The 25,159-nt window shown below is 50.8% G+C and carries 26 protein-coding genes and 1 tRNA gene; 12 read left to right on the top strand and 15 right to left on the bottom strand.

Features of this window, described 5'->3' with window-relative positions:
* Positions 1-582: 582 nt before the first annotated feature.
* Both ABI361_13810 and ABI361_13805 read right to left on the bottom strand, forming a co-directional pair.
* Positions 583-1,305, bottom strand: coding sequence for a hypothetical protein (locus ABI361_13810; GenBank protein MEO9321737.1), 723 nt, complete (start codon positions 1,303-1,305; stop codon positions 583-585).
* A 630-nt stretch (positions 1,306-1,935) separates the two neighbouring features.
* The gene (locus ABI361_13805; GenBank protein MEO9321736.1) at positions 1,936-2,205 is read right to left on the bottom strand and encodes a TRAM domain-containing protein; all 270 of its coding nucleotides are present in this window, start codon (positions 2,203-2,205) and stop codon (positions 1,936-1,938) included.
* A gap of 1,390 nt (positions 2,206-3,595) precedes the next feature.
* On the opposite strand from ABI361_13805, the gene ABI361_13800 reads away from it, so the two are divergent.
* Both ABI361_13800 and ABI361_13795 read left to right on the top strand, forming a co-directional pair.
* Positions 3,596-4,045 (top strand): translation initiation factor IF-2 subunit beta, encoded by a 450-nt coding sequence (locus ABI361_13800; protein ID MEO9321735.1) that lies wholly within the window; start codon positions 3,596-3,598, stop codon positions 4,043-4,045.
* 599 nt (positions 4,046-4,644) lie between these two features.
* On the top strand, positions 4,645-5,883 hold the full coding sequence (locus tag ABI361_13795) for a hypothetical protein (protein MEO9321734.1): 1,239 nt from the start codon (positions 4,645-4,647) through the stop codon (positions 5,881-5,883).
* Between the two features lie 15 nt (positions 5,884-5,898).
* On the opposite strand, the gene ABI361_13790 is transcribed toward ABI361_13795, so the two are convergent.
* The 6 genes from ABI361_13790 to ABI361_13765 form a co-directional block, all read right to left on the bottom strand.
* A tRNA-Leu gene (locus ABI361_13790) sits at positions 5,899-6,021 on the bottom strand.
* 60 nt (positions 6,022-6,081) lie between these two features.
* The gene (gene hsp20, locus ABI361_13785) at positions 6,082-6,669 is read right to left on the bottom strand and encodes an archaeal heat shock protein Hsp20 (protein MEO9321733.1); all 588 of its coding nucleotides are present in this window, start codon (positions 6,667-6,669) and stop codon (positions 6,082-6,084) included.
* Positions 6,670-6,693: 24 nt separating this feature from the next.
* Entirely contained in the window at positions 6,694-7,803 is a 1,110-nt protein-coding gene (dnaJ, locus tag ABI361_13780; GenBank protein ID MEO9321732.1) for a molecular chaperone DnaJ, read from the bottom strand.
* A gap of 92 nt (positions 7,804-7,895) precedes the next feature.
* Positions 7,896-9,767, bottom strand: a complete 1,872-nt coding sequence (gene dnaK / locus ABI361_13775) for a molecular chaperone DnaK (protein ID MEO9321731.1) — start codon at positions 9,765-9,767, stop codon at positions 7,896-7,898.
* Between the two features lie 144 nt (positions 9,768-9,911).
* Entirely contained in the window at positions 9,912-10,493 is a 582-nt protein-coding gene (locus ABI361_13770) for a nucleotide exchange factor GrpE (protein ID MEO9321730.1), read from the bottom strand.
* Positions 10,494-10,543: 50 nt separating this feature from the next.
* Positions 10,544-11,020 carry a plastocyanin/azurin family copper-binding protein gene (locus tag ABI361_13765; protein ID MEO9321729.1) on the bottom strand — a complete coding sequence of 159 codons (477 nt, stop codon included), beginning with the start codon at positions 11,018-11,020 and terminating at the stop codon, positions 10,544-10,546.
* A gap of 70 nt (positions 11,021-11,090) precedes the next feature.
* On the opposite strand from ABI361_13765, the gene trxA reads away from it, so the two are divergent.
* On the top strand, positions 11,091-11,564 hold the full coding sequence (trxA, locus tag ABI361_13760; protein ID MEO9321728.1) for a thioredoxin: 474 nt from the start codon (positions 11,091-11,093) through the stop codon (positions 11,562-11,564).
* A 20-nt stretch (positions 11,565-11,584) separates the two neighbouring features.
* Here trxA and ABI361_13755 read toward each other — a convergent pair whose 3' ends face one another.
* Positions 11,585-11,806, bottom strand: a complete 222-nt coding sequence (locus ABI361_13755; protein ID MEO9321727.1) for a hypothetical protein — start codon at positions 11,804-11,806, stop codon at positions 11,585-11,587.
* Positions 11,807-12,037: 231 nt separating this feature from the next.
* On the opposite strand from ABI361_13755, the gene ABI361_13750 reads away from it, so the two are divergent.
* A complete protein-coding gene (locus ABI361_13750; protein ID MEO9321726.1) occupies positions 12,038-12,526 on the top strand; it encodes a hypothetical protein in 489 nt (162 codons plus the stop codon).
* On the opposite strand, the gene ABI361_13745 is transcribed toward ABI361_13750, so the two are convergent.
* Positions 12,523-13,113: an ATPase domain-containing protein gene (locus tag ABI361_13745; protein ID MEO9321725.1), complete on the bottom strand. Its 591-nt coding sequence runs from the start codon at positions 13,111-13,113 to the stop codon at positions 12,523-12,525. The genes ABI361_13750 and ABI361_13745 overlap by 4 nt on opposite strands.
* A gap of 224 nt (positions 13,114-13,337) precedes the next feature.
* Between ABI361_13745 and ABI361_13740 the strand changes: the two genes are divergently transcribed.
* Positions 13,338-13,571 (top strand): hypothetical protein, encoded by a 234-nt coding sequence (locus ABI361_13740; protein MEO9321724.1) that lies wholly within the window; start codon positions 13,338-13,340, stop codon positions 13,569-13,571.
* An 11-nt stretch (positions 13,572-13,582) separates the two neighbouring features.
* Here ABI361_13740 and ABI361_13735 read toward each other — a convergent pair whose 3' ends face one another.
* Both ABI361_13735 and ABI361_13730 read right to left on the bottom strand, forming a co-directional pair.
* The gene (locus ABI361_13735) at positions 13,583-15,517 is read right to left on the bottom strand and encodes a hypothetical protein (GenBank protein ID MEO9321723.1); all 1,935 of its coding nucleotides are present in this window, start codon (positions 15,515-15,517) and stop codon (positions 13,583-13,585) included.
* An 82-nt stretch (positions 15,518-15,599) separates the two neighbouring features.
* Entirely contained in the window at positions 15,600-16,505 is a 906-nt protein-coding gene (locus ABI361_13730; GenBank protein MEO9321722.1) for a class I SAM-dependent methyltransferase, read from the bottom strand.
* A 123-nt stretch (positions 16,506-16,628) separates the two neighbouring features.
* Between ABI361_13730 and ABI361_13725 the strand changes: the two genes are divergently transcribed.
* Entirely contained in the window at positions 16,629-17,387 is a 759-nt protein-coding gene (locus ABI361_13725; protein ID MEO9321721.1) for a TrmH family RNA methyltransferase, read from the top strand.
* Here ABI361_13725 and ABI361_13720 read toward each other — a convergent pair.
* A complete protein-coding gene (locus tag ABI361_13720) occupies positions 17,369-17,905 on the bottom strand; it encodes a hypothetical protein (GenBank protein MEO9321720.1) in 537 nt (178 codons plus the stop codon). The two genes, ABI361_13725 and ABI361_13720, sit on opposite strands and share 19 nt — an antisense overlap.
* Before the next feature lie 439 nt (positions 17,906-18,344).
* On the opposite strand from ABI361_13720, the gene ABI361_13715 reads away from it, so the two are divergent.
* The 3 genes from ABI361_13715 to ABI361_13705 all read left to right on the top strand — a co-directional run bounded on the left by ABI361_13715 (position 18,345) and on the right by ABI361_13705 (position 20,747).
* Positions 18,345-18,935, top strand: coding sequence for a hypothetical protein (locus ABI361_13715; protein ID MEO9321719.1), 591 nt, complete (start codon positions 18,345-18,347; stop codon positions 18,933-18,935).
* Between the two features lie 428 nt (positions 18,936-19,363).
* Positions 19,364-19,588 carry a hypothetical protein gene (locus tag ABI361_13710; protein ID MEO9321718.1) on the top strand — a complete coding sequence of 75 codons (225 nt, stop codon included), beginning with the start codon at positions 19,364-19,366 and terminating at the stop codon, positions 19,586-19,588.
* A 373-nt stretch (positions 19,589-19,961) separates the two neighbouring features.
* Entirely contained in the window at positions 19,962-20,747 is a 786-nt protein-coding gene (locus ABI361_13705; protein ID MEO9321717.1) for a site-specific DNA-methyltransferase, read from the top strand.
* 19 nt (positions 20,748-20,766) lie between these two features.
* Here the strand turns inward: ABI361_13705 and cbiT are convergent, their stop codons facing one another.
* Positions 20,767-21,354, bottom strand: a complete 588-nt coding sequence (gene cbiT, locus ABI361_13700) for a precorrin-6Y C5,15-methyltransferase (decarboxylating) subunit CbiT (protein ID MEO9321716.1) — start codon at positions 21,352-21,354, stop codon at positions 20,767-20,769.
* A 50-nt stretch (positions 21,355-21,404) separates the two neighbouring features.
* On the bottom strand, positions 21,405-21,710 hold the full coding sequence (locus tag ABI361_13695; GenBank protein ID MEO9321715.1) for a hypothetical protein: 306 nt from the start codon (positions 21,708-21,710) through the stop codon (positions 21,405-21,407).
* Positions 21,711-21,841: 131 nt separating this feature from the next.
* Here ABI361_13695 and rqcH point away from each other — a divergent pair, with 131 nt between their 5' ends.
* The 3 genes from rqcH to ABI361_13680 are packed head-to-tail and all read left to right on the top strand — an operon-like array spanning position 21,842 to position 25,154.
* Positions 21,842-23,929, top strand: coding sequence for a ribosome rescue protein RqcH (gene rqcH, locus ABI361_13690; protein MEO9321714.1), 2,088 nt, complete (start codon positions 21,842-21,844; stop codon positions 23,927-23,929).
* Positions 23,930-23,953: 24 nt separating this feature from the next.
* Entirely contained in the window at positions 23,954-24,559 is a 606-nt protein-coding gene (locus ABI361_13685) for a CBS domain-containing protein (protein ID MEO9321713.1), read from the top strand.
* Positions 24,516-25,154: a Mut7-C RNAse domain-containing protein gene (locus ABI361_13680; GenBank protein ID MEO9321712.1), complete on the top strand. Its 639-nt coding sequence runs from the start codon at positions 24,516-24,518 to the stop codon at positions 25,152-25,154. Before ABI361_13685 ends, ABI361_13680 begins: the two co-directional genes overlap by 44 nt.
* Positions 25,155-25,159 lie beyond the last annotated feature (5 nt).

The raw sequence follows: 25,159 nt of genomic DNA, 5'->3' as shown, positions 1-25,159 counted from the left end.
TAATATGTCCTGTTCCTTTGAAAGTTTAGCATCTTCTTGGTCCTGCGGCAGCTATTTATGCTACTATATCCTAGCATAAGACCGCTTTTTATGAAGAAGCCGGGTTTCAGCTTCAGGCCCAGCGCCTGAGTTCCGTCACAGTAAACCTCCTAACCGCTGATAAAGCATACTAGGCGCCTCGACTAGGTCTAACAAATCAAAGTACTTCGTGTTTGTCTTGTTTACTTAAATGACCGCAATGCGATGTCGCTTAGCTTTCGTAGGCTTGGCCTATGTACTGGCCTAGATCGACCTCATCGCCAAACAACTTTAAGCGGGCAAGGCGAAATTAAGGCGAGCAATAATCATGTATAGAAACTGCAAATCATGCAACAAAGAGTACCAAGAGTTCAATGAAGGGATACAATATTCTCGCGCAACTGGAACAATGCTGAATTTCTGCTCCGACATTTGCTGCAGAGACTTTCTTAACCGCACTATTGCAGTGCAAAAATAGTAAGTCACGCGGTCTAAGGCCCGGGCTACTGCTGCGTGTCCGCATTCTAAAGAACTAATCCGGAAGTCGCTGGTTCGCCCTTATGCCTAAATTGTCTTCTGATCTGTTTTAACGCTGGCGCGGTTCTTCTTAGCTGGTGACTTTATCTCAAAGTAAACCTTGTCCTTGTACTCGAAAAATTTGATCTCGATTGGTCTGTCACTAGCCTCCCCGACTTGCTGCTTTCTGATCTCTTCCCATATCTCATGTAACGAGTGGGGATCACCGGTATAGCCATACGATGAAGAATAGTACGCAGTCCGAAGGCTGGGCACGTCTACACTCAATTTTGCAACAGCCCCTAGAAATTGCTGAATCGAGTCGTTATTTGCAGTACTAAATTTGGGATCATTATTTTGGGCTGCAACTGCAACCAACAAGCCGGTTTCGCGATTATAAATGGAAAGATCAAATGAAGATTCACCGTCAGCCTGTCGACGCGACTTATCGTTGAATACATACTTGTATCGAATAGCATTATACATTGACGAAAGGTAGACCGCGAATCTAAAGTGAGAATAAGAATCTTGACAGTCAAGAAATATCTGCTGAAGGACAAGCAACGACTTGCTATCCATCATCGGGAGAATGCGATCCAAATTAGGCCTTTTGGTTGATTTGCCGTTGTTGTCCTGGATTTCAACGGGACAATTATTTTCCTGGGCAACCTTCTGGAGAATATGAAGTGGGATATCGTATTTCTTTAGTTGCGCCTCGATCAAGGCGCGTTGACTAGTCGTCAATAGTTGATCATTATTTTCAGCGCACAAACAAGAACAAACACAATACGTTTTGCCCGCTATTAAATCAAGCCAGGGTCGTTGCAAACAGACAGGAAAAAGGGAATAGCAACATCCGAAAATGGCTACCACGGATACATTCATCAGTCGAGCGCTGGAACCAAACTTTCAGATACGATTCTCTTCGAAGCAAAGTAAGTCTATATCATGACGCCGCAGGACGCGAGTCTGCGAGATCCGGTTATTCTAGCACAAATTGTTACAGCAGCTACATCTATCCCCTGATGTTCATTTGCGAGCCTTTGAAAGACACCTATCACACAATCTGCGTGCAACGATTACGCCGTCTTCGTGGTACAAGGCTTCCATTGTTGCTTGACGGCCACATTCTAAACATGGATCAGAATATCTTTTGGAGTTCTTTGTGATTGCCCTAACTTGAGATGGCTTTGCCACACTTCACTAATGAGTATGTAGTACAAGTGCTTTTCATCGGTTCAGCTCAGTGAAAGCTAATTCAGTGCGCTCAGAAATGATTCAAGATACTTTAAGCTTCTATGACTAGGACTTGAGCCAAGAGAAATTTGCCAAAAATGGATAAAGTGGTACTTGCATTTGTTGTAGTTGCCACAGTTGCAGTGTTTCTTGTTCCGTACTGGTTTATTGTTGAGTGGCTGGTGCTGCTGGAGGTGTTGTTACCGTTTCCGCAGTAGCAAACCTTTCACCGACATTAATGACCTTGATTTTTGTATTCTGACCCATCTTTCCATCCTTCACAAAGATCACAAAGCCCTGCACTCTGGCAATTCCGTCACCTTTTCGGCTCGTCTCAGTAATCTGCACATCGTATTCTTTTCCTGCTTCAACCGGTTTTGGACCGAAGCCGCCACCGCCGTAGCGGCTGCCGCCTCCGTATGTTCCGTATGACATTAGTTATCATTCAGTGTTCTGGCAAGCAATATAAACCAAGGAAAGTGGGAGGGAAAAACTTGCGCCACTCGGGCAGCCAATGTGGTACTTGAAATAAACTGCTTTCATGGTCAAAAATACCGCCGGTGCCGACTGTTCTTTTCCCCTAGTGGTTGCTCGTTAGCCCGTTATGGCACTGCGAGCAAAATGGGTTCAGTATTCTTCTTCTTCGTTCCATTGTGATATGAATTTTGAGTCCTGCTGACGTTGTTCGTCGGGTGTCTGAGGCAACCAAGGTATTTGAAAATGATTCACTCTCTTGATGGACATCCATCCCTTAAGGCGTTTTGGTATCTATCTAAACGAGCGAGAGCACGACGCACCAAAGGTACGGGCTTTTCGTTTGGACAGGAATGACCATTTTATGACCAATCCATAAAGTCATCTGCCGCATACTGGTTATTGTGGCCCCGAGAACACACATGTACTGAACCGCCAATAATGCTTTGAGTCTTGTTTTTGTTTTCATCAACATAGGTTCCGGGGAAAACCTCGCCGCAAGTTTTGCACTTCAGCATTAGCATGGGCATTAGTTAGCACGCGAATCCTTTTTCGAGCAGCTGTTAGAATTCAAAAAGACAAAAGCTCTGGTCATGACTTACCTATGCAAGATGGCTATTAAAGGATGGTACCTAGGTTTGATCTCGACTGTGATGCAGAATCAGCTGATTACCGACTAATTGCTTCATGACACTGAAATTACATCCATGTAGTCTGTCTGACAAAGCAATTTGCTGTTGCAGAAACTGTTCAACCCACAAAATGCGGCGCAAACACGGCTGCGATTCTTTGCCTTTTTCTCTGTGTCCTGACGTTAAGAGCTGGTACTGGCCTATCGAGATCTGGCTGCCGCTAGAGTTTTACCGACGACCTCAAGTCAACAATGCCTGCTGCCGACTGTCTATACGCCAGTCCACCCGGCGCTCTGGCGTGGCAACTAATTTGAAACCAAAGCACAAAGTGACTGAGACCTAGCGCTCGGCGTTTGGTAGGCATTTGTCACAATATCTCTGGATGATGCTTGCCCCAACCTCACTGAAAAGCGCTTCTTTGGTCGCAGGGGCGTGACAGGATATACAATAGCCGGCATTCTTCTTGGTGCTTGTCGATGCACTTCTTACGCTTGTTGGCTTCACGACGGTCTAGAAGTATCGAGACTAATGAACTATCTGGTTGCACGGTTGCCAACTCGCTGGTTGCTGGGTAAGACTGTTTGTATATGCTAAGCCATCCTCGATGGTCCTGAAGAATCTGGCGAAAAGCAAAGGCTGCCTCATTAGCATGTCTTGGCGCTGCAAACCTGGGGTTCGAAATGAGAAACGTACATTAGACAGTCTGGGTCAATTCCAGCGTGAGCGATAAGAGTAGCACTCCTGTTCAAAGTTTTGCTGATTATGAGACATTACTCAAGCGCCTTCAGGACAAACTAGGCGGCACGACGAAAAAAGCTACCGCTAGGCTCGAGGTCCCAGTCGCTCAGATAATTTGGGTTGGTCAGAAGACAATTTTCCGAAACTTTATGGAGTTTCCAAAAGCGCTTCGAAGAGACCCGGAGAAGATACTCTTTTACCTTAACAAGGAATTGGCATCTGCAGGGTATATTGTGGGTGACAGGGTTATCTTTATTGGACGCAAAACTCCCTCTTCGTTCCAAGCCTTGCTTGACCGATACGTCAAAGATTATGTCCAATGCCCTGTCTGTGGGAGTCCAGATACTCGTACTGAAAAGAACAAAAAGCTTGGTTTTCTAATCTGTGAAGCCTGCGGCGCCAAATCCTCAATCAAGGGCAATTATGCCTGAGCAGCATTTTACATGATAGTTCAGCTCTCCAATGCCTTGTACTCTGCTTCAGCTGCTTGCCTTTGACGGCCATCCTATGCTCATAGTTAGAAGAGGGTTGTCAAAAAGACTTGATAGTAAAACAGTGCGGGGGTGGGATTTCAACTCGTTTTTACTAGTAATTATTTCACAAACAGATCATAGAAAAATAGATCAGCATCTGACCTAAAGTGGTAAAAAGTGCCCCAGCGAGAATTATTAAGACAAAGCCAACTGAGCAGCTAATTGTCTGGGAAGCGATATTACAGGTTCGTTTTGCTTCTTTCAGTAGTTGCCTTGTTCTCAGCTTCGCAACTGCAATTCAGTACTTCAGCTAAAGCTCCCTGCTCATTCAATGCGGCTGCTCAGGCTTCCAGCTCAAACAACTCTACTATCTTGTTGGACCTGAACTGAATATGATTGAACTTATACGTAGGCGTACTTCTGGACCGTTTGAATTGAGATTTAATTGCAGGTATGGATTGCACTCGAGCTCACCTGATCATTGCGACATCTTTCATCGACAGTCTCGATTCAAATTGTTTAATCTTTTTCTGATTCTTCTAATTACAATTACATGTTTGTCTGCAACCATTCAAAAATCCAGCGAGTATTCAATCCCATACCCGCTTTCAGACATAATCAATGCAGTAGCTGTAAACCCCAAAACTAGCAACGTTTACGTGGCTCAATGTTACTATCCAAACAAAATACTTGAAATGCACGACGATGGCAACAAGACTTCTCCCCTCTCACTCAAATCATCGATTGAGCTTGGTGCATACTGTCCTTTTGCGCTTGCCGTTGACTATACAAACAATAGGCTCTACGTCAGCACTGAATATGAGAGCATCAAAACACCTTCGAATCAAAGGCCCGTCGACACGAAAATTATTGACTTAGCAACAGGAAATATCACGCATACTTTCCCCGGTCTCAAAATTGGTGCTATTGACCAGTATCACAGCAGGGTCTATCTTATTGCGGATGAGTACTATCAAATTCCATCTCACAGTAGCACTATAACGGTTCTTGATGGTAGAACAAGTAATCAAATTAGCCAGATAAACTATGGCGAAGGGGGCTTCAAAGACCCTATCGATCTCGAATCGGATCCAAATTCAGGCTTGCTATATCTTCTCGTTCACTCGGATAAAGAGCCTAGCGATGGAACAGGCAGAGGTCCGATTTCACTGATTTCCATAAGTGCCATAAATGGCTCACTTGTGAATAGTGTGGTTCTAGATAGCACGGCCAATGGGCTTGCACTCAACCCTGATACACGAACAATTTTTGTTTCTGATTTCTTATACAACGCGACTAAGGATGTGAATGACCTGCGTCAAGTGGGCGCTATTCTAGTTATGGATGCATCGAAACTTATTATCCAATCGAAAATTCCTGTAAATAATCTCCCAAATCACATTGCAATTGATCTAAACTCAAACCGGGTGTTAGTAATTGACTACAGCAGAGACGTAAGTGCCTTTACTTTAACCGTCGTTGACGGCCAACGCTTAGCTGTTGAGGGCAGAGTGATAATTCAAAAGCTTGCGCATGACTATAAAGGGCTGGCTGCCAATCCCACGACCGGTACGGCTTTCGCGGTAACATATGCCTCCGAACCCCCCGTCTCTCAGCCGGGTCAAGTAATTGCCATACATCCCGATATGGATTCGTTTAGTGAAACGAACAATGCCAGAATGTTAGACTCCGTCTACATTTTCAATTTCCCGCTAAACTTTGCGATTATTGTCGCGGTAGTGGTATTGGGTATTCTCGTTGTGGTTAAGTATTTTATCAAGAGAACCAGCAAATAGGAATCCGTGAAACAGTGCGGGGGGTGGGATTTGAACCCACGAACCCCTAAGGGATGAGGTGACCCAGTCCGTTGACGTCTGAGCATCGTGTCAGAATAATCTGATCTCACGCCGTTGACCGGGCTTGGCAACCCCCGCAGGAATTCAGCTGCTATCCGGTCGACTGGAATAATAATATATTCTTGCTTGGACGGGCACTCACTCTATGTTTATCGGAATTCCGCCGGAACCGGTTGATTTCAGCTTGAACGATACTTCGAGTATCCCGTTACGGTAGCTGGACTTGGCAGTCTTTGGGTCCACCTGCTCCGGCAGTTCGACGCGCTTGTGATAGCGCGGCTCGCCGGTAACCGACTCGATTGTGACGTTGCTCTCCGTCGCGCTGACGCGGAGGTCGTCCTTGCTTACCCCCGGCACTTCTGCGACCACCCTCAGGTCGTCATTTCCCTTTATCACGTCAATGAGAGGCTCGCGTTCCTCCTTTACAGCGACTCCTCCGCCAAGCATGTTTGGAAAAGCGTCAATGTTGCCGAATTTGCGGACAACAGGCTTGCCGTCTGGTCCTATCTTCACCGAGTATCCCCACACTATGGGGCCAGTCTCCCTAACTACCGACCCGTCGTCCAGCTTGCGCTCCTTGACGAGATTCTTTGGGATCTGCTGCTCGAAGTTCTTGAACATGTTCTGGAAGTTGCGGTCAAACTCTCTCATCATCTCGTCAATGTCTGGAAACCAGGAGTCGCGTCTCCTTCTTCTTCCGAAAAACTCGTCGAACGGTGAGGACATATGGTTTATCAGCCGAGATTATATTTAAACTTCGAGCTCCCTGTCAAGCTCCTTTAGGAGCGACTTTTGCCTGTCGCTGAGTTTTGTTGGAACCTTAACATTGACGCGAACAAGCTGGTCGCCCCTGCCAAAGCTGCCGTACCTCGGCAGCCCCTTGCCCTTGAGCCTGACTATGGTATTTGGCTGAGTGCCTGGTGATAGCTTTACCTTTTCGCCGTGGCCGTCAAGTGTGGGAACCTTGAGCTCGCTTCCAAGCGCAACGTCCGTAAATTTCACTTCAAGGTTGTAGAGCAGGTGGCCGTCCTCTATTCTCTCAAACACCGGGTTTGGCTTGACGTGAATCCTGACCACAAGGTCGCCGGGAATCCCGGATTCTGAAACCTCGCCCTCGCCGCGAACCTGAAGCGCCATGCCGTCCTCGACTCCCGCCGGGATATCGAGCTTTATCTTGCGAAGCTTGCGTGCCCTGCCGGATCCGCGGCATGCCTCGCATGGCCGGTCAATTATCTGCCCTTGGCCCCTGCATGTCCTGCAGGGCTCAAGCGTCACAAACGTCGAGTAGCGGTTCTGGCTGTAAACCCTCCTCGTCTGCCCCTGCCCGTCACAGACGCTGCATTTCCGGGGTTTTGAGCCGGGCGCCGCTCCAGACCCTGCACATGTCCCGCATTTCTCAAGGCGCGGGACCTCTGCCTCGTGCTTGCGGCCCCGGAGCACGTCTTCCAGCGACATGTCTACATCAAGTACAATGTCCCTGCCCTTGCGCTGCTGGCCCCCTCCAAATCCAAAAAGGTTTTCTCCAAAACCCCCACCCCCCCGAAACATTTGATCGAAAATATCGCGAAACCCGCCAAAGCCCATATCGCGGAACACCTCGTCAAAGTTGGACTCGGAGCCGCGGAACACTTCCTCGCTTCCCACCTGGCCGTACGTGTCATAGCGCTTGCGCTTCTCGTCGTCCGACAAGACGGCGTACGCCTCTGAAATCTCTTTGAATTTTTCTTCCGCCCCGGAAGCCTTGTTCCTGTCGGGATGGAACTGCAGCGCGAGCTTGCGATAGGCGTTCTTTATGTCGTCCTTGCTTGCGCTCTTTTGAAGGCCGAGAACCTCGTAATAGTCGCGTTTATTGTTGCTCATTTATGTTCCACCTAGCAGCCCGAGCGATCAGAAGGGGAAGCCTGAAGTATATCTGTATAGGCGACCCGGCCACTGCTCGCCTCATCTGACTGCTATGGCGACGGGTTTGGCCCGGCGCTTGCCGCGCCAGGCTCGCTGTAGCTTGCTGAGGACTGGCCTGCTTCCGGTCCAGTCTGGCCATAACCTGGCTGCTGACTCTGATCTGCTCCCGCATTCCTGTAAGCCTCGGCGCTAACTTCACCTAGCGCTGTCTTGAGCTCCTGAATCTTCGCCCTGACAGTCTCTGAGTTGTTTGCCGCAAGGGCGTCTTTTATCTCCTGTGACAGCTTGTTTATCCTCTCAGCCTGCTCCGGCTTGACCTTGTCCTTGAGATCCTGCTTGACCAGTTTTTCGGCCGCATAGACAAGGTTGTCCGCCTCGTTCTTGAGCTCTGCGTCCTCCTTCTTCTTTCTGTCCGCATCTGCAAACTGCTCGGACTCGCGCTTTAGCTTGTCGATTTCATCCTTTGAAAGCTTGTTGTTCGCGGTGATAGTTATCTTGGCTTCCTTCTGGGTTGCAAGGTCCTTTGCCGCCACGTTGAGTATCCCATTGGCGTCGATGTCAAAAGTCACCTCGATCTGAGGAACGCCTCTTGGCGCCGGGGGAATGCCCGAGAGGTTGAACATACCAAGTGACACACAGTCGGACGCCATTGGACGCTCGCCCTGCACGACATGAATCGTGACGGCCGTCTGGTAATCTGCGGCAGTTGTAAAGACCTTACTCTTCTTTGTGGGAATCGTGGTGTTGCGTTCTATGAGCGGCTCCTTTAGCCCGCCAAGAACCTCCACCCCAAGCGTCAGCGGCGTTACGTCCACGAGGAGTATGTCAGTTGAAACGTCTCCCGAGATAATCGCGCCCTGAATAGCCGCGCCCATCGCCACAGCCTCCATCGGGTCAATGCCGCGCTCCGGCTCCTTGTTTGTGACCGAGGCGACAAACTGCCTTACCATGGGCATCCTCGTCGGGCCGCCGATTAGGATTATCTTGTCAACTTCTGCGGCAGTGAGCTTGGCGTCCTGCAGGGCCTGCATCATGGGCTGCCTGCAGCGCTCAATTATCGGCCTCAAAAGCTCTTCTAGCTTTGCACGCGTCAGCGGAAGCACAAGGTTCTTGGGACCCGCGCTCTGGTCGTATGCAAGAAACGGCAGGTTGATTTCAGTAGTGACGACGTTTGAAAGCTCTATCTTGGCCTTTTCGGCGGCCTCGCGGATTCTCATCATTGCGGCCTTGTCGGTTCTGACGTCGATGCCCGACTGCTTCCGGAACTCTTGGACGACAAACTCTACCAGGGCGTTGTCCATATCTGTTCCTCCAAGCTGGGTGTCGCCGGAAGTGCTCTTTACTTGAAACACGCCCCCGCCCATTTCCATGATGGTAACGTCAAGCGTCCCGCCGCCAAGGTCGAAAACCATTATCTTCAGGTCCTTGTTTGCCTTGTCAAGCCCATAAGCAAGCGATGCGGCAGTCGGCTCGTTGATTATTCTAATGACCTTTAACCCCGCGATGTCGCCTGCGTCCTTTGTCGCCTGCCTCTGGTTGTCGTTAAAGTACGCGGGGACGGTGATAACCGCCCTGTCAACGGTCTCGCCAAGGAATGCCTCGGCGTCGCGCTTTATCTTTTGGAGTATAAAGGAAGAGATTTGCTGGGGGGTGTACTCTTTGCCGTACACCTTGAACTTAAAGTCCGTCCCCATCTTGCGCTTTGCCGCAATTACGGTTCCTTCGGGGTTTGAAATCATCTGGCGCCGTGCAGGCTCGCCGACGATAAGCTGACCGTCTTTGGTAAATGCCACAACGGATGGGAACGCCTTGCCCCCCACTGAGGTCCCTTCGGCGGCCTGGATAATTGACGGCTTGCCCCCAATCATGGAAGCGGCCGCAGAGTTGCTAGTTCCAAGGTCTATACCTATTATTTTGCCCATTTTCTTGTGCTCCTAGTTTTAAAGTCCGTCCTTCTAGTCGCAATATGGTTATTTTTAATTATCTTTCGGGTTGTTGCATAATAGCTGAACGAGGCAACACTATTTCCACAAAACGGCTGTCGTCCTGCTGGCTTTCGTCCATACCTAGTGGGAAGGCCTGCGTGAAATTTCGACCATGCTTGGGCGCAGCACCTTGTCCTTGTGCATGTACCCCTTCCTGATTTCGGAGGTGACAGTGTTTTCCGGTACGTCTGCCCTATGGGAAAAAGCAATGGCGTCGTGGACGTTCGGGTCAAAAGGCGTGCCTGCGGCCTCTATCTCGACGACGCCCTCAGACGCCAGGAGCGAGTCAATGTTCTTCAGTATTCCCTCCAGCCCCTCAACAACCACCAAGTCAACCTTCTTTTGCTTTGCCACGCCAAGCGCCCTGATGTAATCATCCCGTATGTTGACGAACTTTAGGAGGAGTTCTGCCTTGTTAGACTCGACTTTTGAGGCAAGGTGCCTGTCCATCTGCTTCCTATAGTTGTCAAAATCGGCCATGAGGTACTTCACCTTGCTGAGGTTCGAGTCGGCCAGCTCTTTTGATTTCTTTAGCTCCTCCCTGACGGTCCGAAGCTCGGACTTCAAGGCCTCTGCCTCTTCCTCGTCCTTTGCCTCGACGGCAATTGTTTCACGCTCTTCCTCAGGCCCTTCTACTATCTCAACTTCGTCGTTCTCTTCCAAGCCCGTCAGTTCTCGCTCGTGCAAAGATAATAAAAAAATTTCCTTCCAGCCTATGCAAAGTTCTCTATGATATCGACCTTTGCCTGCATCCACGGATGGGGCTCACAGTGGTAAGAGTAGGTACCTACCTTGGTAAAGACGAAGGTAAACGACTTGCCAGGCAAAAGGTATCCGCCCGGGACGTTGTCCTGCTGGTCAAGGCTGTTAAACGAGCCACTGTATGCATCCTTGTAGTGGTCGTCTGACGTGACTGTATGAGGAACGTTGTCGGTGTTTGTCCAGGTCACCCTGTTTGCTAGGCCAATAGCGCCCCTGGCGTCCTTGGGTTCGAAATTGCGTGTGTTTGACTGGACGGATGCGCCGGGGACAATCGTGACCTTGGTGGTATCAGTCGGATCTGTTATGGCTCTTGGGAGAACAGGCTTTGCGTTTGCCTCAGGAAGATACAGGAACTGGTAATAGCCGAAACTTACCGCAACAGCAACAATAAAGGCCGTCAATGCGATGCCAGCGGCGTTGTTCGCCATACTAACACATAGGCTGGTCGGTCTGGGACTTTTTAATGCTTCGCACGATACCTCAAAACGATTATAGAACATGCTGACGATAGTTCCTCGCCTTATGGAACCGCCCGTTTCAGGAGACGTAGACGCGGAAATAGAAGCAATAAACCGCAGGAAGCTGGCAGAACTTCAGCGCCAAGCAGCTGCTAGGGCATCTGCGCCGACCGGCCCGGTCGTGCTCACGGACCATAACTTTGCAACCGAGCTGGCAAAATACCCTGTATTGCTTGTGGATTTCTGGGCGCCCTGGTGCGGCCCTTGCAGGATGGTCGGACCCATAATCGAGCAGCTAGCGCACGAATATGAAGGAAGGGTCGTATTTGGAAAACTAAACGTCGACGAGAACCCGCTTGTCTCAGGTAGCTTTGGCGTTCAGAGCATCCCGACAATGATTATCTTCAAGAATGGCAAGGCAGTAGATGTAATGATAGGTGCATTGCCAAAGGGGCAAATAGAGAACAAGCTCAAACAGCAGCTTGGCGGCGCACAGGCGTCGTTTTATAGTTGAAAAAGGTGGGCTTTCCGCACTTAGTTTAGGCCTAGGTGCGGAAATGATGCAACGCTTATTCCCAGTTCGCCTTGAAGCTTGCGGATCTTGAGGGCATATTCCTTCATCTTACCATTGTCGCCGTTAACCTTGGCGATCCTGTAACCCTTCCAAGCCTTCCTCAATGCTCCCCAGCTCTGACCGGTCGTAAAGTTGCCACGTGATGTTGCGGATTCCTGGTGGAGTGACATGATTGCTGTCATTGTTGAGATAGTTTGAGGACGATACTTAGAACCAATAGTCAACTTTCTCAAATAGTCTGGTAAAATCATTGAAATGGACTACTGCCACGATTGGTTCGGAAAACTTCTAACTCCTTTTTCACCCAAAGTCGCATATATTACAGTTTTGTATCCATGCTCTCAAGGCCAGCGCCTCCGCCGCGGGCGCCATGTTTTTATCGGCATTTCACCATCTGCCCCTTGTCATAGACCGTGGTCGGGCTCCTAGGCAAAAGGCCAAGCGCTCAGGAAAAGGAGGAGGGCACGAAGAGGTTCTACGCACTCCTCAAGGCCCTCATGGACGAAGTGTTTGCGTATTCTCAAAAGTCACGGCACGTCAAGATCCCCTCAAGCGCCTCCTTCGGTCTTGTTTACGACGAGCGGGAGTCGATCCTTTTCACAGGAATAGACAAGAACACAGGCAAAAAGCTACACCTCTACAACGTAAGGATAATCGGCAGGATGTTTGAGGAAAAGAGACAGGCTATACTTGAAGACCAGACAACCACAAGCCTGCTCTCCTGGGTCGCCGACGTCTGCTCAATTTACATCAGCCCTTTTGTCTACGAGTACGTAGTAAATGTCCAGCACAGGGGCGAAGGCGCCGCACAGCGGACAACCCGGCAGATAGTAAAGGGTTTTATGGAAAAACTGACCAGCGACCCTGAGCTGGAGCACGTGCTCGACAACCTCAAGGGCTAGCCGATAAGTTCTCTCGTGTCAATCTGGATGCCGTCGTTCTCGACGGTGAACTTGACCAGCTTGTCATACGGCTTGCCCCCACGGATCTTTTGCACAAAAATCAGCCTGTTTATCTTGCTGCCGACAAAGTCAGCCTTGATGGTAATAATCGTGTCAACCACCGACTTGATGTAGGCGTCGATGGTGCTCGGGAGCATCCTCGCCTCATATGTGAGCACAAAGCTCTTGCCCTCCTTTGAGGCCCTGCAGATTTCTGTGATAAGCTCCACTATTTCTGCCTCGGTCTTGCTAAAGATGTACACAGAGAACGAGTCAATGATTATCAGGTCTGCCTCCCTCAGGTTCTGGTGTGATGATAGGCTGAACATTTCTGTGCGCAGCTCCTCGACGCATCCATCAAGCTCAAACCTGAAGACCTTGGCCGAGTCGACAATGTCCTGCTTCAAACCAGTCGTCAGGTATGCCACCTTTTTTCCGCTTGAAAGCGCCAGGCTTGCGATTTGTTTAGAAAATATGCTGCTGACAGACCGAACATCTTCTTCGATTATCGTAGTCCCACCCAAGATGTTCTTGGCAAGCTGTCCCATCAATGCAGCGTTCTCACGTTGTTTGTTGAAAACTGCCCTAAAGGTGTTCTTAAATGTTCAAGTGTGGGTCAATAATCTTCTATGCGAACAATATAGACGATAATTATATAATCAAAATAATCCGCAGCCTGCAAAAGACCATTCCGCGTCTTAACTTCTGGTACAAACCTCTCGAAATATCCGCACATCTGCTTTAATGCAAGTCCTGTAAAGCGATACTTGACATGCGTGCAAGTATACATACACTGGATCTGGCAAACGGCATCAAGGACGCCCTAATCAGACACGGATTTACCTTGCATGCGCTGGCAAAAATCTCGCCTTCCGAGCTGGCTGCAACTCTCGGGATTGACGGCTATGTTGCAAAGCTAATTTCAAAGGCGGCAAGGACTCACGCCGAAGCGGACCATCTTGCAACCGAGACGAACCCCATGATGTTCGAGTCGCATCAGTTCTAGCCTTTTTCAAGCTAATTCTCTTCAGGACGCCTTGCCCTCACGACGGCTAGGATCGCCACCATCGAGGAGATTGCAGCTACAAGTGACAGGGTGCTGAATGGAAACTCTGGGACGTTGGTCGAGCCGGTTATGGTAAGCGTAGTTCCTGCTGAAGCCGGCATGTTGCTCACATCGCCCGTGTAGGATGCAGTGATGTTTGCAGGCCCGCCTGTCGTGTCGCTGTATCCAATCGAGCAGCCCCAGACTGATATCACGCATTGCCCGCCTAACGGAGTAAACGATCCTGTGGGGCTGGACGTGGTGAAGATAACCGGCCCGCTAGGTGCAATGCCGCGGATAACGGCATTGCACGTTGTAGTCGAGTTTGCAGGCACCGGCGATGGGAGGCAGAATGCCGACATGACGGTATGAGCCCTGTCAATTCCAAGCGAATAGACTGTGCTACCCCTGTCGTTGAACACGTCACCACTGTAGGCTGCTACTACAGAGGTTGCTAGAACATTGGTCGGAGCGAAAACCACCGAGCAGGTTCCGTTTGCAAGCTTGCACACAAACGAGGGCGAGAAGGCGCGCTGCTCGTCGCCGGACCATGTTATCGTCCCGTTTGGATACACTTGGGTTGAAAGAGGGTTTGCCTGGTTGGGCGAATAACCTGAAACTGTGGCCGTGCACCTGACAGAGGAGCCCAGGATTATTTTTGAAGGAACGCACTGTAGTGCAGTGGTGCTCTTGTAGTAAGTTGCGCCCAGAGACACCATCGGCATAGCGCCCTGTGGAGGATAGGCTCGGGAATCGAGCCAGTAAATCCTGGCCGGGAACTGCTGCGACCCCGAGCCGTGGGTGGTGATCGCAAGTTCGGCAAAGCTGCCCTGACCAAGCTTGTCAGATGTGTACTGGGAAATATAGCCAGTCATCAGCGTGGCTGAGTGAAAGTTTGAAACGTAGATGGAATATACCTTGTTCGAATTCGAATCAACATAGTCTGTCTGGTACTCTGGTCCGTTATTCACCAGGCGGATGCCAGTCGGCGAGCCGGAACCCGGAATATATCCCGGGACCTTGAGCGCATAAGAAGCAGTCGCACCCCGGCCTGCAAGCTCGCTTGAAATCGCGGGGGCGTCAGTGTAGTATCCCATCTGGGAATAATTTCCCTGCCCGATTGAATACAATGACCCAAACATGTCAACTACAAGCGGGTAGTCGCTTGTGCGCAGTACATCCGAGTCCGCGTATATGCCGCAGGAAAGACTGGAGTTGGAGCTAATCGAGGCGTGGTCGGGGCTGAATGCAGGCTGGCAAGCGGATGAGCTTGAAACATTCCCCGTGGAGTCGATTGCGCTCCAGCCGGACGGCAGTGATCCAAGCCCTCCGAATCGCTGATAGTACCTAAAGATGTTCTTCCCGTTGTCGTACTGACCGTACACCTGCGACAGTTGCGGCGCCTCGCCAGTCGTGAGGTTGTTGAGCAAGTTGACGTTTGTCGGCGCAAACCCCATGTATACTGCTACGGTCGAGCTTGGAGCTATTCCGTTTGCAAGCTTTAGCCAGTAGACGGTGTCCTTTGAGGCATAGCTATTTCCTGACTCCATCCAGCTTGGAATCACGTTTCCGTGTACGTCAAAGAACTCGATGTTCTGCAGGTTGGGTGCCTCGTTTGGAAATAACTTGGAGCTGTCTACATGCACCAATTGCTCAAAGGGACCCGGAACTGCAACACTCAGCGTGTTGCTTATGTGAATCTGAGTATAGGCGACAATTTGAGGTGGAAGCATTACCTGCGTCCTGTTAATACTTGTGCTTGAAATTGTCAGGTTAACCATTCTGCTGCTGGCATCCGTATCCGTCGCGCCGACCAGCTGATGACCCGAGACCATTACAAGCGAGATTGTAATAGCAACCGCAGCTAGCGACACATATGAAAAGATCATAGAAGAATTTACTGGCACGCGCCTACTTCTTGAAACGGGGGCAATAAACTTCCCTGCGCGTATCTATATAGAAAATATGCAGCAAGTGTCAACGAGGCTGCTACAGAGAGCGCTTGCGAGCTTTTATCAGCACATAGTCTATCATTCCCTCCCTTGAAAGCGCATTCATCTTCAAAATAGACCGATACAGGAGCCACTCGACAACGGGAAGATATCGCTGTAAAATCCTCCCTCTCAGCGTATTCCTGTTCCGCACATAGTATTCAGCCAGTGGCTGGTATACGCTCCGCCCGATGCTCGTGTAGGACTCTATCTGAAGGCTGCCGCCCTGAATTGCTGTTCTAACAAACTCGCCGGTGTAGTGTTCTGAGGACCATGTCAGGGACAGCATGCCAAGCCGCAGGAAATTGCATTTTCTAGACCGTATCGGGATTGCAATCACCAAAAGCCCTCCGGGGGCAAGCACCCTCTCGGATTCTCTGACAAACTGCGCAAACGGCCTAAAGTGCTGCGCCGACTCGAGCGCAATTAGCCTGCTTATTGACGAGTCTGCGAATGGCAGCTCAGAGGCGTTTGAATTGACCATTGAGAGCGCAGTATCTGAAAAAGAGGAAACGACCCCCTGACCGCCGGAAGGCAGCGCCGAGTGTAGCCTCCTTGCATAGGCAAGCTGACTGAAATTAATGTTGACGCAGCAAATCTCTTGGTGGGGATAGTGTGATTTCCATTTGAGCGCCGGCGCGCACAGGCCGCTTCCTAGGTCAACCACCACTCCGGGAGTTGAGCCCATCTCTGCGAGCTCACCTATCATGAGGCAAAGGCTGTCCTGAGCCTCACGGGGAGAAAAAGTCGAGCCCTTTTGCCATAGACCAAAGTTGAGCATATCGCCTCCGGTAGCCAGCTGCATCAGGGGCGCAAGGGCATCGTAGAGTTTCACAATGTCACTGCCTCCGCGCCTGAAGGTCCAGCGCACAATATCTAGAGGCCCAAGCCCAGTTCTTGCCAATTCCAGCTGCTGCGAACTCGGTCGGCTTCTTGATATAAACCAAGGAGTGAAGAGGACGGCCCTTTACAGCCCGGGCACAGTATTATATCTCGAAGTACAAGGTTCCGCCCGAGAAGTCTAGGAGTGCCTCTTTCAATTGCGCTGGTAGAACCCCAGTATCCTGTCAACGTCGGACACGTGGCACGGCTCATGAAGAACTTTGGGCTGCGCAGGCTGTACCTGGTGAATCCCTCGTTTGACAGCGATGAGGCAGTAAAGTACTCTACACATGGAAAGCAGATACTCTCAAACGCGGAGCGCCTTAACTCGGTGGGCCAGCTGAAAAAAAGATGTGACTTGTTGCTTGGGACAACGGCCATCTATGCCACAAGCAGGCTCAACGTGCTGCGTGCAAGGACAAGTCCGGAGCAATGCGCCTTAATGGTCAGCAACCTCGTGCAATCAAAGAGGAGGGTCTGTCTGTTGCTTGGAAGGGAAGCGTCGGGCCTCAACAACGCGGAGCTGGCTCTGTGCGACATCGTCACTTCAATTGAAACTGGCACCCGATACCGAACAATGAACATAGCCCATGCCCTTGCGATTCTCTTGTACGAAATCTCCAAGCATGACACGGTCAGCGACGCAACCCCGCCGACCAAAAAAAGGATAGACCCTGCAACAAAAAAGGACCTGGACCTACTATTGAGCTATGTGGGCAAGGCCGCAGATGCAAGCGGCTACGATGATCACAAGAAGAGACTGCTGGACCATGCCGCGCGCCGGATCATTGTCAGGGCTTCTCCCAACACCAAGGATGTTATGCTGCTGGTCTCGCTATTTCGAAAATGCCTGCTTGCGATAGATCGCGCGACGGTACAAAAGCCTCACCTGGACATGCCGTAAAAGGCCATGAGTGAGGTTTCAACCTCCTCCTCGGGAACTCCAAAGAACTCCATAGCCTCTCTGATTCTGCCCGGAACGATGTTCATTTTCGGGTTGGTCGTGACCTTTAGCATCGTCTCAGAGGCCGACTCGAGCAGTCTCCCGGCAAGACTAGACCATTTGACCAGAGCCTCCTGATCGCGGGTAATTACGAGTTCGACTAACTTTGAAAAGGATGCGACCGCGGCTATCCTGTGTTTTTGCAGTTCCAGCTTTGCGGGCGAGTCAGCCATTGACTGAACCTGTAGGCAAATGCGGTAATCGTATTCGTCAAGGTTCTTTGCCACGCTAATGGCAGCACCCATCGCAGGGAGCTCGCGCTTTATTTCCTTCGCGCCAACTGACATTCCTTCAATCAGCCCTGGTATCCTGGCGACGGAAAAGTCCTGCGTGGTTATTCCGTCACCCAAAAGAAGCCTGCTGCAGCCTCCAGAGGCCAAGCGACGGGAAATGATGTTCTGAACGAGCAATTTTGGCATACAAGCTGAACTGCTCCGGCTTCTCATAAACCTAGTCCGAACAGCCTTGGCACAAGCAAATCTGCTAGAAAATAAATCTAGCCAGAGCGCTGATAGGAATTACAATAACGCGTCTGTAATATGCAATATACTGTACGGAAGGCGTCATTTTCATGGCAAAGTATAACCCCACAAACCTTTTATGCAAGAATCTCTAATTATAAGCAGATGAAATCGCCGACTACTGACGCTTGACGCTGGCGCTTGGCGGCGACGGAAACAAACCTGCATCGAAAGAAAACACCGACTTTGACGGCAAGGGCTGGACTAGGTCGTTGATGCAGAATCGCCAAGCGCCATCAACATTCCTAATTTTGAAAGATTTCTAATACTACATTGTGTTATGAAACTAGTGCCATATCCACTATGTTTAATTCATTGAGCGGAGAAATCCACCGGGTTGGTAAAGATCTGCATTGTCAATTACAGCACCCTCGAGTATGATGCAGTTGAAAAGGCGCGTGCGGCAATTGAGCGACAGGTAAACGAGCATTTTGCCCCTGCATGGGGCAGGACTGCCCAGCTTGAAATCTGGTCGGAAGGCAAGCAACTGGAGAGCGGGACCTGGTGGATAACTATTTCATCAGACAAGAGCGAGACGGATAACCCTGCGTATCATGTAATCAACCGTGACTCAGTGCCGGAGGCACGATTGTTCCTTGAGAGCATTGCTGCAGACGGGCTGGAGTGGACTGTCATGGCGAGCCAGGAGATTCTGGAAATGCTTGCCAACCCCGGCGGCAACTTGTACGCAATGATACCCTCCAGGACAGGCTACGACCTCTACCAGCAGGAAGTTTGCGAACCATGTTCCCGCGATTCAAAGTACATTTACGAAATTGATGGGGTCAAGGTCTCCGATTTTGTGCTTCCCGCATGGTTTGAAAAATATGGTCATCCAGAGAAAGCAAGGTTTGACCACCTAGGAAAGATCTCGCTTCCGCTTTACTTGTGGATTGAAGGCCAGAGGGCTAGGGTGTCAAGCGTCTAGTCGCTATGCTGAAATCGCGCCGTTAGTGTCCAAGTAGTTGCAGCATCGGATGCAAAAGTACGGAGCTCTTTCAGCGATGACCGACGGGGCGACATTTTCTAGCATGCCACAGCCTGCACATTTTGGCGGCGCGGAATCTCTTTGTGCTCTTGCTCCCAGTAAATTAAATCCATTCTGGATATGCGGCCGTACCGCGGCTACATTGCTCATGTCGGCTTTGTTATAGCGAGCGCATAAAAGGTCTGGGGTGTCTTGCTATATGACATTATTATGGATCTTACACTCAACTGCTATTCTCTCGCCATGCTGAACACATGATCTGATTCCTGCAGTTCAGGAACCTGCGAGTTCTATACCATTCTGCGCATACTATGAAGCGTAACAACTCACCACAGATCCTTAATATTTTAGGCTCAACATTGCTCAGGATGCCGAGCTTACTAGAAGAGATTGAGGCCTGCGGCCCGTCGGATGAATTTTCCTCTGATACTCCAGCAACAGTGCGCGAGTTTCTTATTTGCGACTACTGCTTCTGGTCAGCCTCCTCAACAAAGAGCGACAGCATTGCCAGATGCCCGCTGTGCAGCGATAATCTCACCCATCTTCCAATACTGCAGAACGACGTTCAGCACCCGACGATCAAGCGCACGTAATTGCTGGACGCTAGGCAGCCTGTCCGCTCATGAGGCTAGCAGGCAAGTATGCGCATGCAGAGCAGCGCCCGCTGTCAAAAGGCATGCCGCACACCGACTGATGGCAATCATAAATTATGCCGCATCTTCTGCACTGATGGAGACAGGACGATTTCAGACCTTTCTCCCCGTCCGCTAATAGATCCGCCAATGTCTACGTGCAATTCAATGCACAATGAATCTCTTAAACGGCAAATGCCTTTGTTTCAGGAGAATTATACAGAATATTCCGGTAGGGATAAATCGTGCCATGCGAATGCTCAGACAATTGGTGTGCGCGATAAAACCCTACGCGGTCCTGGATAGAGGCAGTCACTCCATTTCACTTTACAACATGGATTGCGTTTCAGGACTTGAACAGGTATTGCAGCAGCGCTCCGTCGATGTTGTTGTCACTTCTCCTCCCTACAACATAGGAGTAGCCTACAGCGCTTACAGGGACAGCCTCCCGCGCGAGGCCTACCTTGACTGGATAGAGCAGGCCGGGGTGGCAATAAAGCGCGTCCTTGCCGACGACGGGTCCTTGTTTCTTAACGTAGGAAACAGGCCGTCAGACCAGTGGATTGCACTTGACGTTGCGAGCCGGCTCAGGCGACACTTTTCTCTGCAGAACGTGATCCACTGGATAAAGTCAATCGCAATTTCCAAAACCGATGCCGGTAACTACCCAAACATCTCCGGCGACATCGCAGTCGGCCATTTCAAGCCGGTTTCAAGTGCGCGCTTTCTTAACGATTGCCATGAGTACATTTTTCACTTCACCAAGAACGGGACGAGAAAACTGGACAAGCTTGCAACAGGAGTACCATACCAGGACAAGAGCAATATCGGCCGATGGAAGAAAGCGCTGGCAGACAGGCGCGACAGGGGAAATACGTGGTTTATTCCCTATGAAACCATACAGGATAGAGCAAGCCGCCCACACCCTGCTACGTTTCCGGTAAGACTTCCCGAGATGTGCATACGGCTTCACGGACAGGCGCGTCTTGTAGCCGATCCGTTCTGCGGCATCGGCTCTACGGCCGTAGCCGCGGATTCAATCTCCTGTTCATTTGTCGGGTTTGATATTGACAAGAGCTACCTTGACTTTGCAATGGCCCGGCTCTCAAAGACAAGATAAGAGATCCGGTTGCTCACTCTTACCTCTTCGTTGCGGCGATAATTGTTACGGGGTTTCGGGCAAGCATCATTGTGCCTGTCGCGACCTTTCTCGCTTTTGAAATCGTCACCTGGGTTATGTCGATGTCTTCGAGACCAAGTTCGCTTATGGCTGCAAGCGCGTGATACACGGTTTCAATGAGGATAGTATCGATTACGATTCGGCCGCCTGGCTTTAGCCGGCTTGCAGCAAGGGCTATTACCTGACGTGTGTCTCCCCACGTGCCACCGACGACAACGGCCTCGACGGATGGCAGCGTGGGCAGCAAGTCCTGTGCCTTGCCAAGGAACACGTTTGCCCTAACGCCAAATTTTTCAATATTGCGCTTTGTAAGCTCCACGGCGTTTTGGTCAAAGTCGATAGCATGGACTATTCCGTTTGGCGCAGTTTGCATGGACAGCTCGACCGTTATGCTGCCACTCCCGCAGCCGACATCAATCGCGGAAAATCCCTCCTTGAGCCGCAGCTTGCTAATTACAATCGCCCTGACGTCCTCTTTTGTTATCGGAACCTGTTCCGTCCGCTCAAACAACTCGTCAGAAATCCCCGGCGTCCGAAAGTCCCACACATCAGGCAGTGGGAATCTCGCCCTAATAATTTCTGTCGCCGGGCTGCGGGCTACTTCAGAGGTGTAATGCTTCCCTGATGAAGGGCGGTATACATGACTATCATGAACACAATGAGCATGAACATGTACGGTATCAGGCCGTCAGTTGCGACTTTCTTGTTCATTTCCTTTGGCAGGTCCTTTGCAGTAGCGCGTGCGACTACGAGGGAAATGATGTAAAACACGATCCCGATCACGACCGCGATGGCGACTGCTGTGACCTGATCAAAACCTGGCATGATAACAAGGCCCGCTACCAAACCTGCGATCACGCCTATTGCTGATCGCATATAGTAGACCCTGTCCAGCTTCTGCAATTGATGTTCTAAAATTGTAGCCTGTAAAAATCCTTGCGGCACGTTGGAAAAATAATGCGTTCTGCTCAGCCGCCGAGAAATACCGTGCTTTTTACTTAATATTTACGGCAAAGTACTTGGCATTGAATATCGTGGAGCTATCAGGGGTTGAAGTTCGCTACATAGTGAGCCAGATTGCATCAAAGGCCGCAAACACCGGATACTATGTAAGCGCAATCAACAGTATAACCAGAAGTTCGATTCTGCTCAGGCTTCACCATCCGACTCAGGAGGACATCATATTGGTCCTCTCGGTCAGGGGAATTTGGACTACCAAACTGAAGTTCAAGCAGATAGAGGAAACAAGCTCGTCTCTTGAAAGTTCGCTCCGCGGCGAGATAGAGCGGGCAAAACTGGAATCCATTGAGCAGGCCGGCAGCGAAAGAATCGTCATACTTACCTTCAGGCAGCTGGACGGTCGCGCCAGAAAAATAATAGTGGAATTTTTCGGAGACGGGAACTTGCTCGTTTGCGATGAAAACCTGCAAATCCTGTCGATACTCAATTCAATCGAGGTCCGTCACAGAACGCTCGCGGTAGGCCTCCGGTACGCTCTTCCCCCGTCAAAGGGCACTGACGTTTTTCAGCTCACCCTTGAACAGCTAAAGTCGCTCAAAAAAGAAGCCAAAAACCTGGACATTCTTCGCTGGATCGGACGCAGCACCTCTATGCCCAAAAAGTTCGTCGAAGAGGCGGCTTTTCGGGCCGGCCTTGACCATACAAAGAAAGTCGAAGACCTCACCGCAGACGAAATCGCACGCATATACGAAGTGGTCACAGACCTTGTAACGGACATAAGCACCGGACGGAACCACGAGCCAATCGTAATAATGCAGGAGAGCGGCGGTTCCAGCAAGCCGGTTGACGCACTCCCAATAATCACGCAGGCCGCCGCCAAGCTGCCATTCACGCGCGTGGATACTTTTATGGAAGCGGTCGATAGTGTGCTTAGCACTGAAATACTCGATCTTGGCCGAAGCAGCAAGACGGTCGAGCTTGACAAGCAGATCGCGGTACTAGAGCACGACCTTGACGAGCAGAACAAGGCAAAGGATGCGGTGAACGCAAAGGCGGAGCAAATCAGGAAGCTAGCCGGCGAGCTGATGACTCTTTCCTATATGCAGGGTAATTCTGAATCCGATGACGGCAATTTCCAGCAAGTTCTCAGTGCTCACTTGGCAAGAACGGTAAGCGAGAAGGGAGTAGAATACATCGAAATATCCGACCAGCAAGTCCCGCTGCAGCAGAACCTTGCCAAGACCGCGTCGCTTCTTTTTGCACGGGCCAAGGAACTCGAGAGGGGGAGCGCCTCGATAGACGAGGCCCGCGCCAAGATTTCAGAGCAAATTGCCAAGCTCCGCAGCAAGACTTCGGCGATTCACAAGAAGGTAATTGTCCAGAAGCAGTCAAGCAAAGAATGGTACGAGCGCTATCGATGGTTTGTGACGACAGAGGGCTACCTTGCAATAGGAGGCCGCGACGCTTCATCAAACTCGGCGCTGGTTAGAAAGCACCTGACCGAGGACGACATCGTTTTCCACGCTGAGGTTCATGGGTCTCCGTTTTTCATAGTCAAGAACGCAGCCGGACAGGCCGCCGCGGAGCAGATAAGTGCCAGCCTAAATGAAGTCGCTCAGGCCACGGTGGGCTTTAGCCGCGCCTGGAAAGACGGGCTCACAAGTGCTGACGCCTACTGGGTCTCGCCGGATCAGATAAAAAAGGGCGCCCCGACCGGTCAGTTTCTTCCCAAGGGGTCGTTTGTAATCGAAGGCAAGCGCAACTACCTGAAAGGCGTGGAGATCAGGCTTGCGATCGGAATTGTCGCTACGGCAGACAGGTACGCGCTTGTCTGCGGGCCCCAGTCCGCGGTAAAGGCGCGCTCGATTTACTATGCAGTCCTTCAGCAGGGCGGCATGGATCCAATGAGCGCGGCCAAAAAGGCCAAGGCGGAACTAGTAGCTCTGGCGTCGCACGAAAAAAAATTAGGCGCGGACGCTGCCGGGGAAGCAAGCGCGCCAGAGGACCTGGCGGACATAATCAAGCAAATTAGCCTGGACGACTTTGTCCGTACTCTCCCGACGGGCCAGTCAAGAATCTCATTTGCTGCTAGGGGGCAAGGACTGACGCCCAAGGATATGGAGGACCAAGTCAGCCAGCCTGATTCCACAAAAAGTAATTAAGGCAATTAAAATGAGTACCTGTCTGTGGTAAAGAAGCCCGCCAGAGAACACGCCGACGCGAACATGACCACGCGAGTTCTTGTCAGGGACATCATGAACAGCCCTGTAGTTACCGCAGAGCCAAAGGACAGCATCAAGGACATCTCGGCCAAAATGAAAGAAGAGAAGATTGGTAGCATTGTGATCATGGGAGCCGACGGCAAGCCGGCGGGCGTAGTTACGGACTGGGACATCGTTACGCTCGGTGTGGCAAAGGGTGACAACCCAAGCAAGATACTGGCGAAGGATGTAATGCAGGAACTGCACACCATAGAGGGCGAGGAAAGCATTACCGAGGCTGCGAGGCTTTTGCGGAAACACAACATCAAGCGCCTCGGCGTAGTTTACAAGAACCGGCTCGTCGGAATAATTTCTTCATCCGATGTCATTGCGGTTACGCCCGAGCTTGTCGACGTGGTGTCTGAAAAGGCCGCAATTATCAGGGGCGAGCTTGGCATGGCCCGGGCCTCGACCAAAGTCTCTGGCTATTGCGACGAGTGCAGCGAGTGGTCTGATTTATTGCAGTACGACGAAGGGCGCTTTATCTGTGAGGTATGCAGGGGCGAATCTGCCTCTGAAGACAGCTCATAAGCAGTCTCAACAGGCTCCGCCTAGGTTTCTTGCGGACGCTATGCTAGGAAGCGTTGCGAGAAAACTTCGCGCCTTTGGCTTTGACACCGCCTATCTTGCGCATACACATGACGACGAGGTAATGCGGGTCGGTGAGGCCGAAGCCCGGACAATCCTTACTGCGGACAGGGAGCTGTTCAAGCGAATCGTTGCAAGCAACAGGCCCGGCGTGCTTGTGGACTGCAAAAACGAATTTGAAGATCTGCTTCATATTCTTGCCAAGGCCGGAGTAAAATCAATCGCGCTCGACGGTGATCCAGGCAATTCAGCCGGCTCGCGCTGCTCGACGTGCAACGGGCTTCTTGAGAACAGAAACCCTTCCCAGGTAGAAGGTCTGGTCCCTGTTCCCCTGCTTGCAAGGCACGACAAATTCTATCAGTGTTCCTCATGCGGCAAGGTATACTGGCACGGAGGGCACTTCAAGCGCCTGTCGGTTCTTGCAGGCAGGCTTGATGCCCGTCTTGCGGCACTGGGTGCGGGCAACGGGGCAAAAAACATCCCTTCGGGTCCAAAGCAGAACAATGGTAGAAAGCGTGTACAGACAACCAAAGGTTAAAATCT

It is taken from the genome of Nitrososphaera sp., from assembly GCA_039938515.1.
Taxonomy (GTDB): Archaea; Thermoproteota; Nitrososphaeria; order Nitrososphaerales; family Nitrososphaeraceae; genus Nitrososphaera.
Note: the sequence above shows the minus strand (reverse complement) of the source record. Positions and strands in the feature narration are given on the sequence as shown.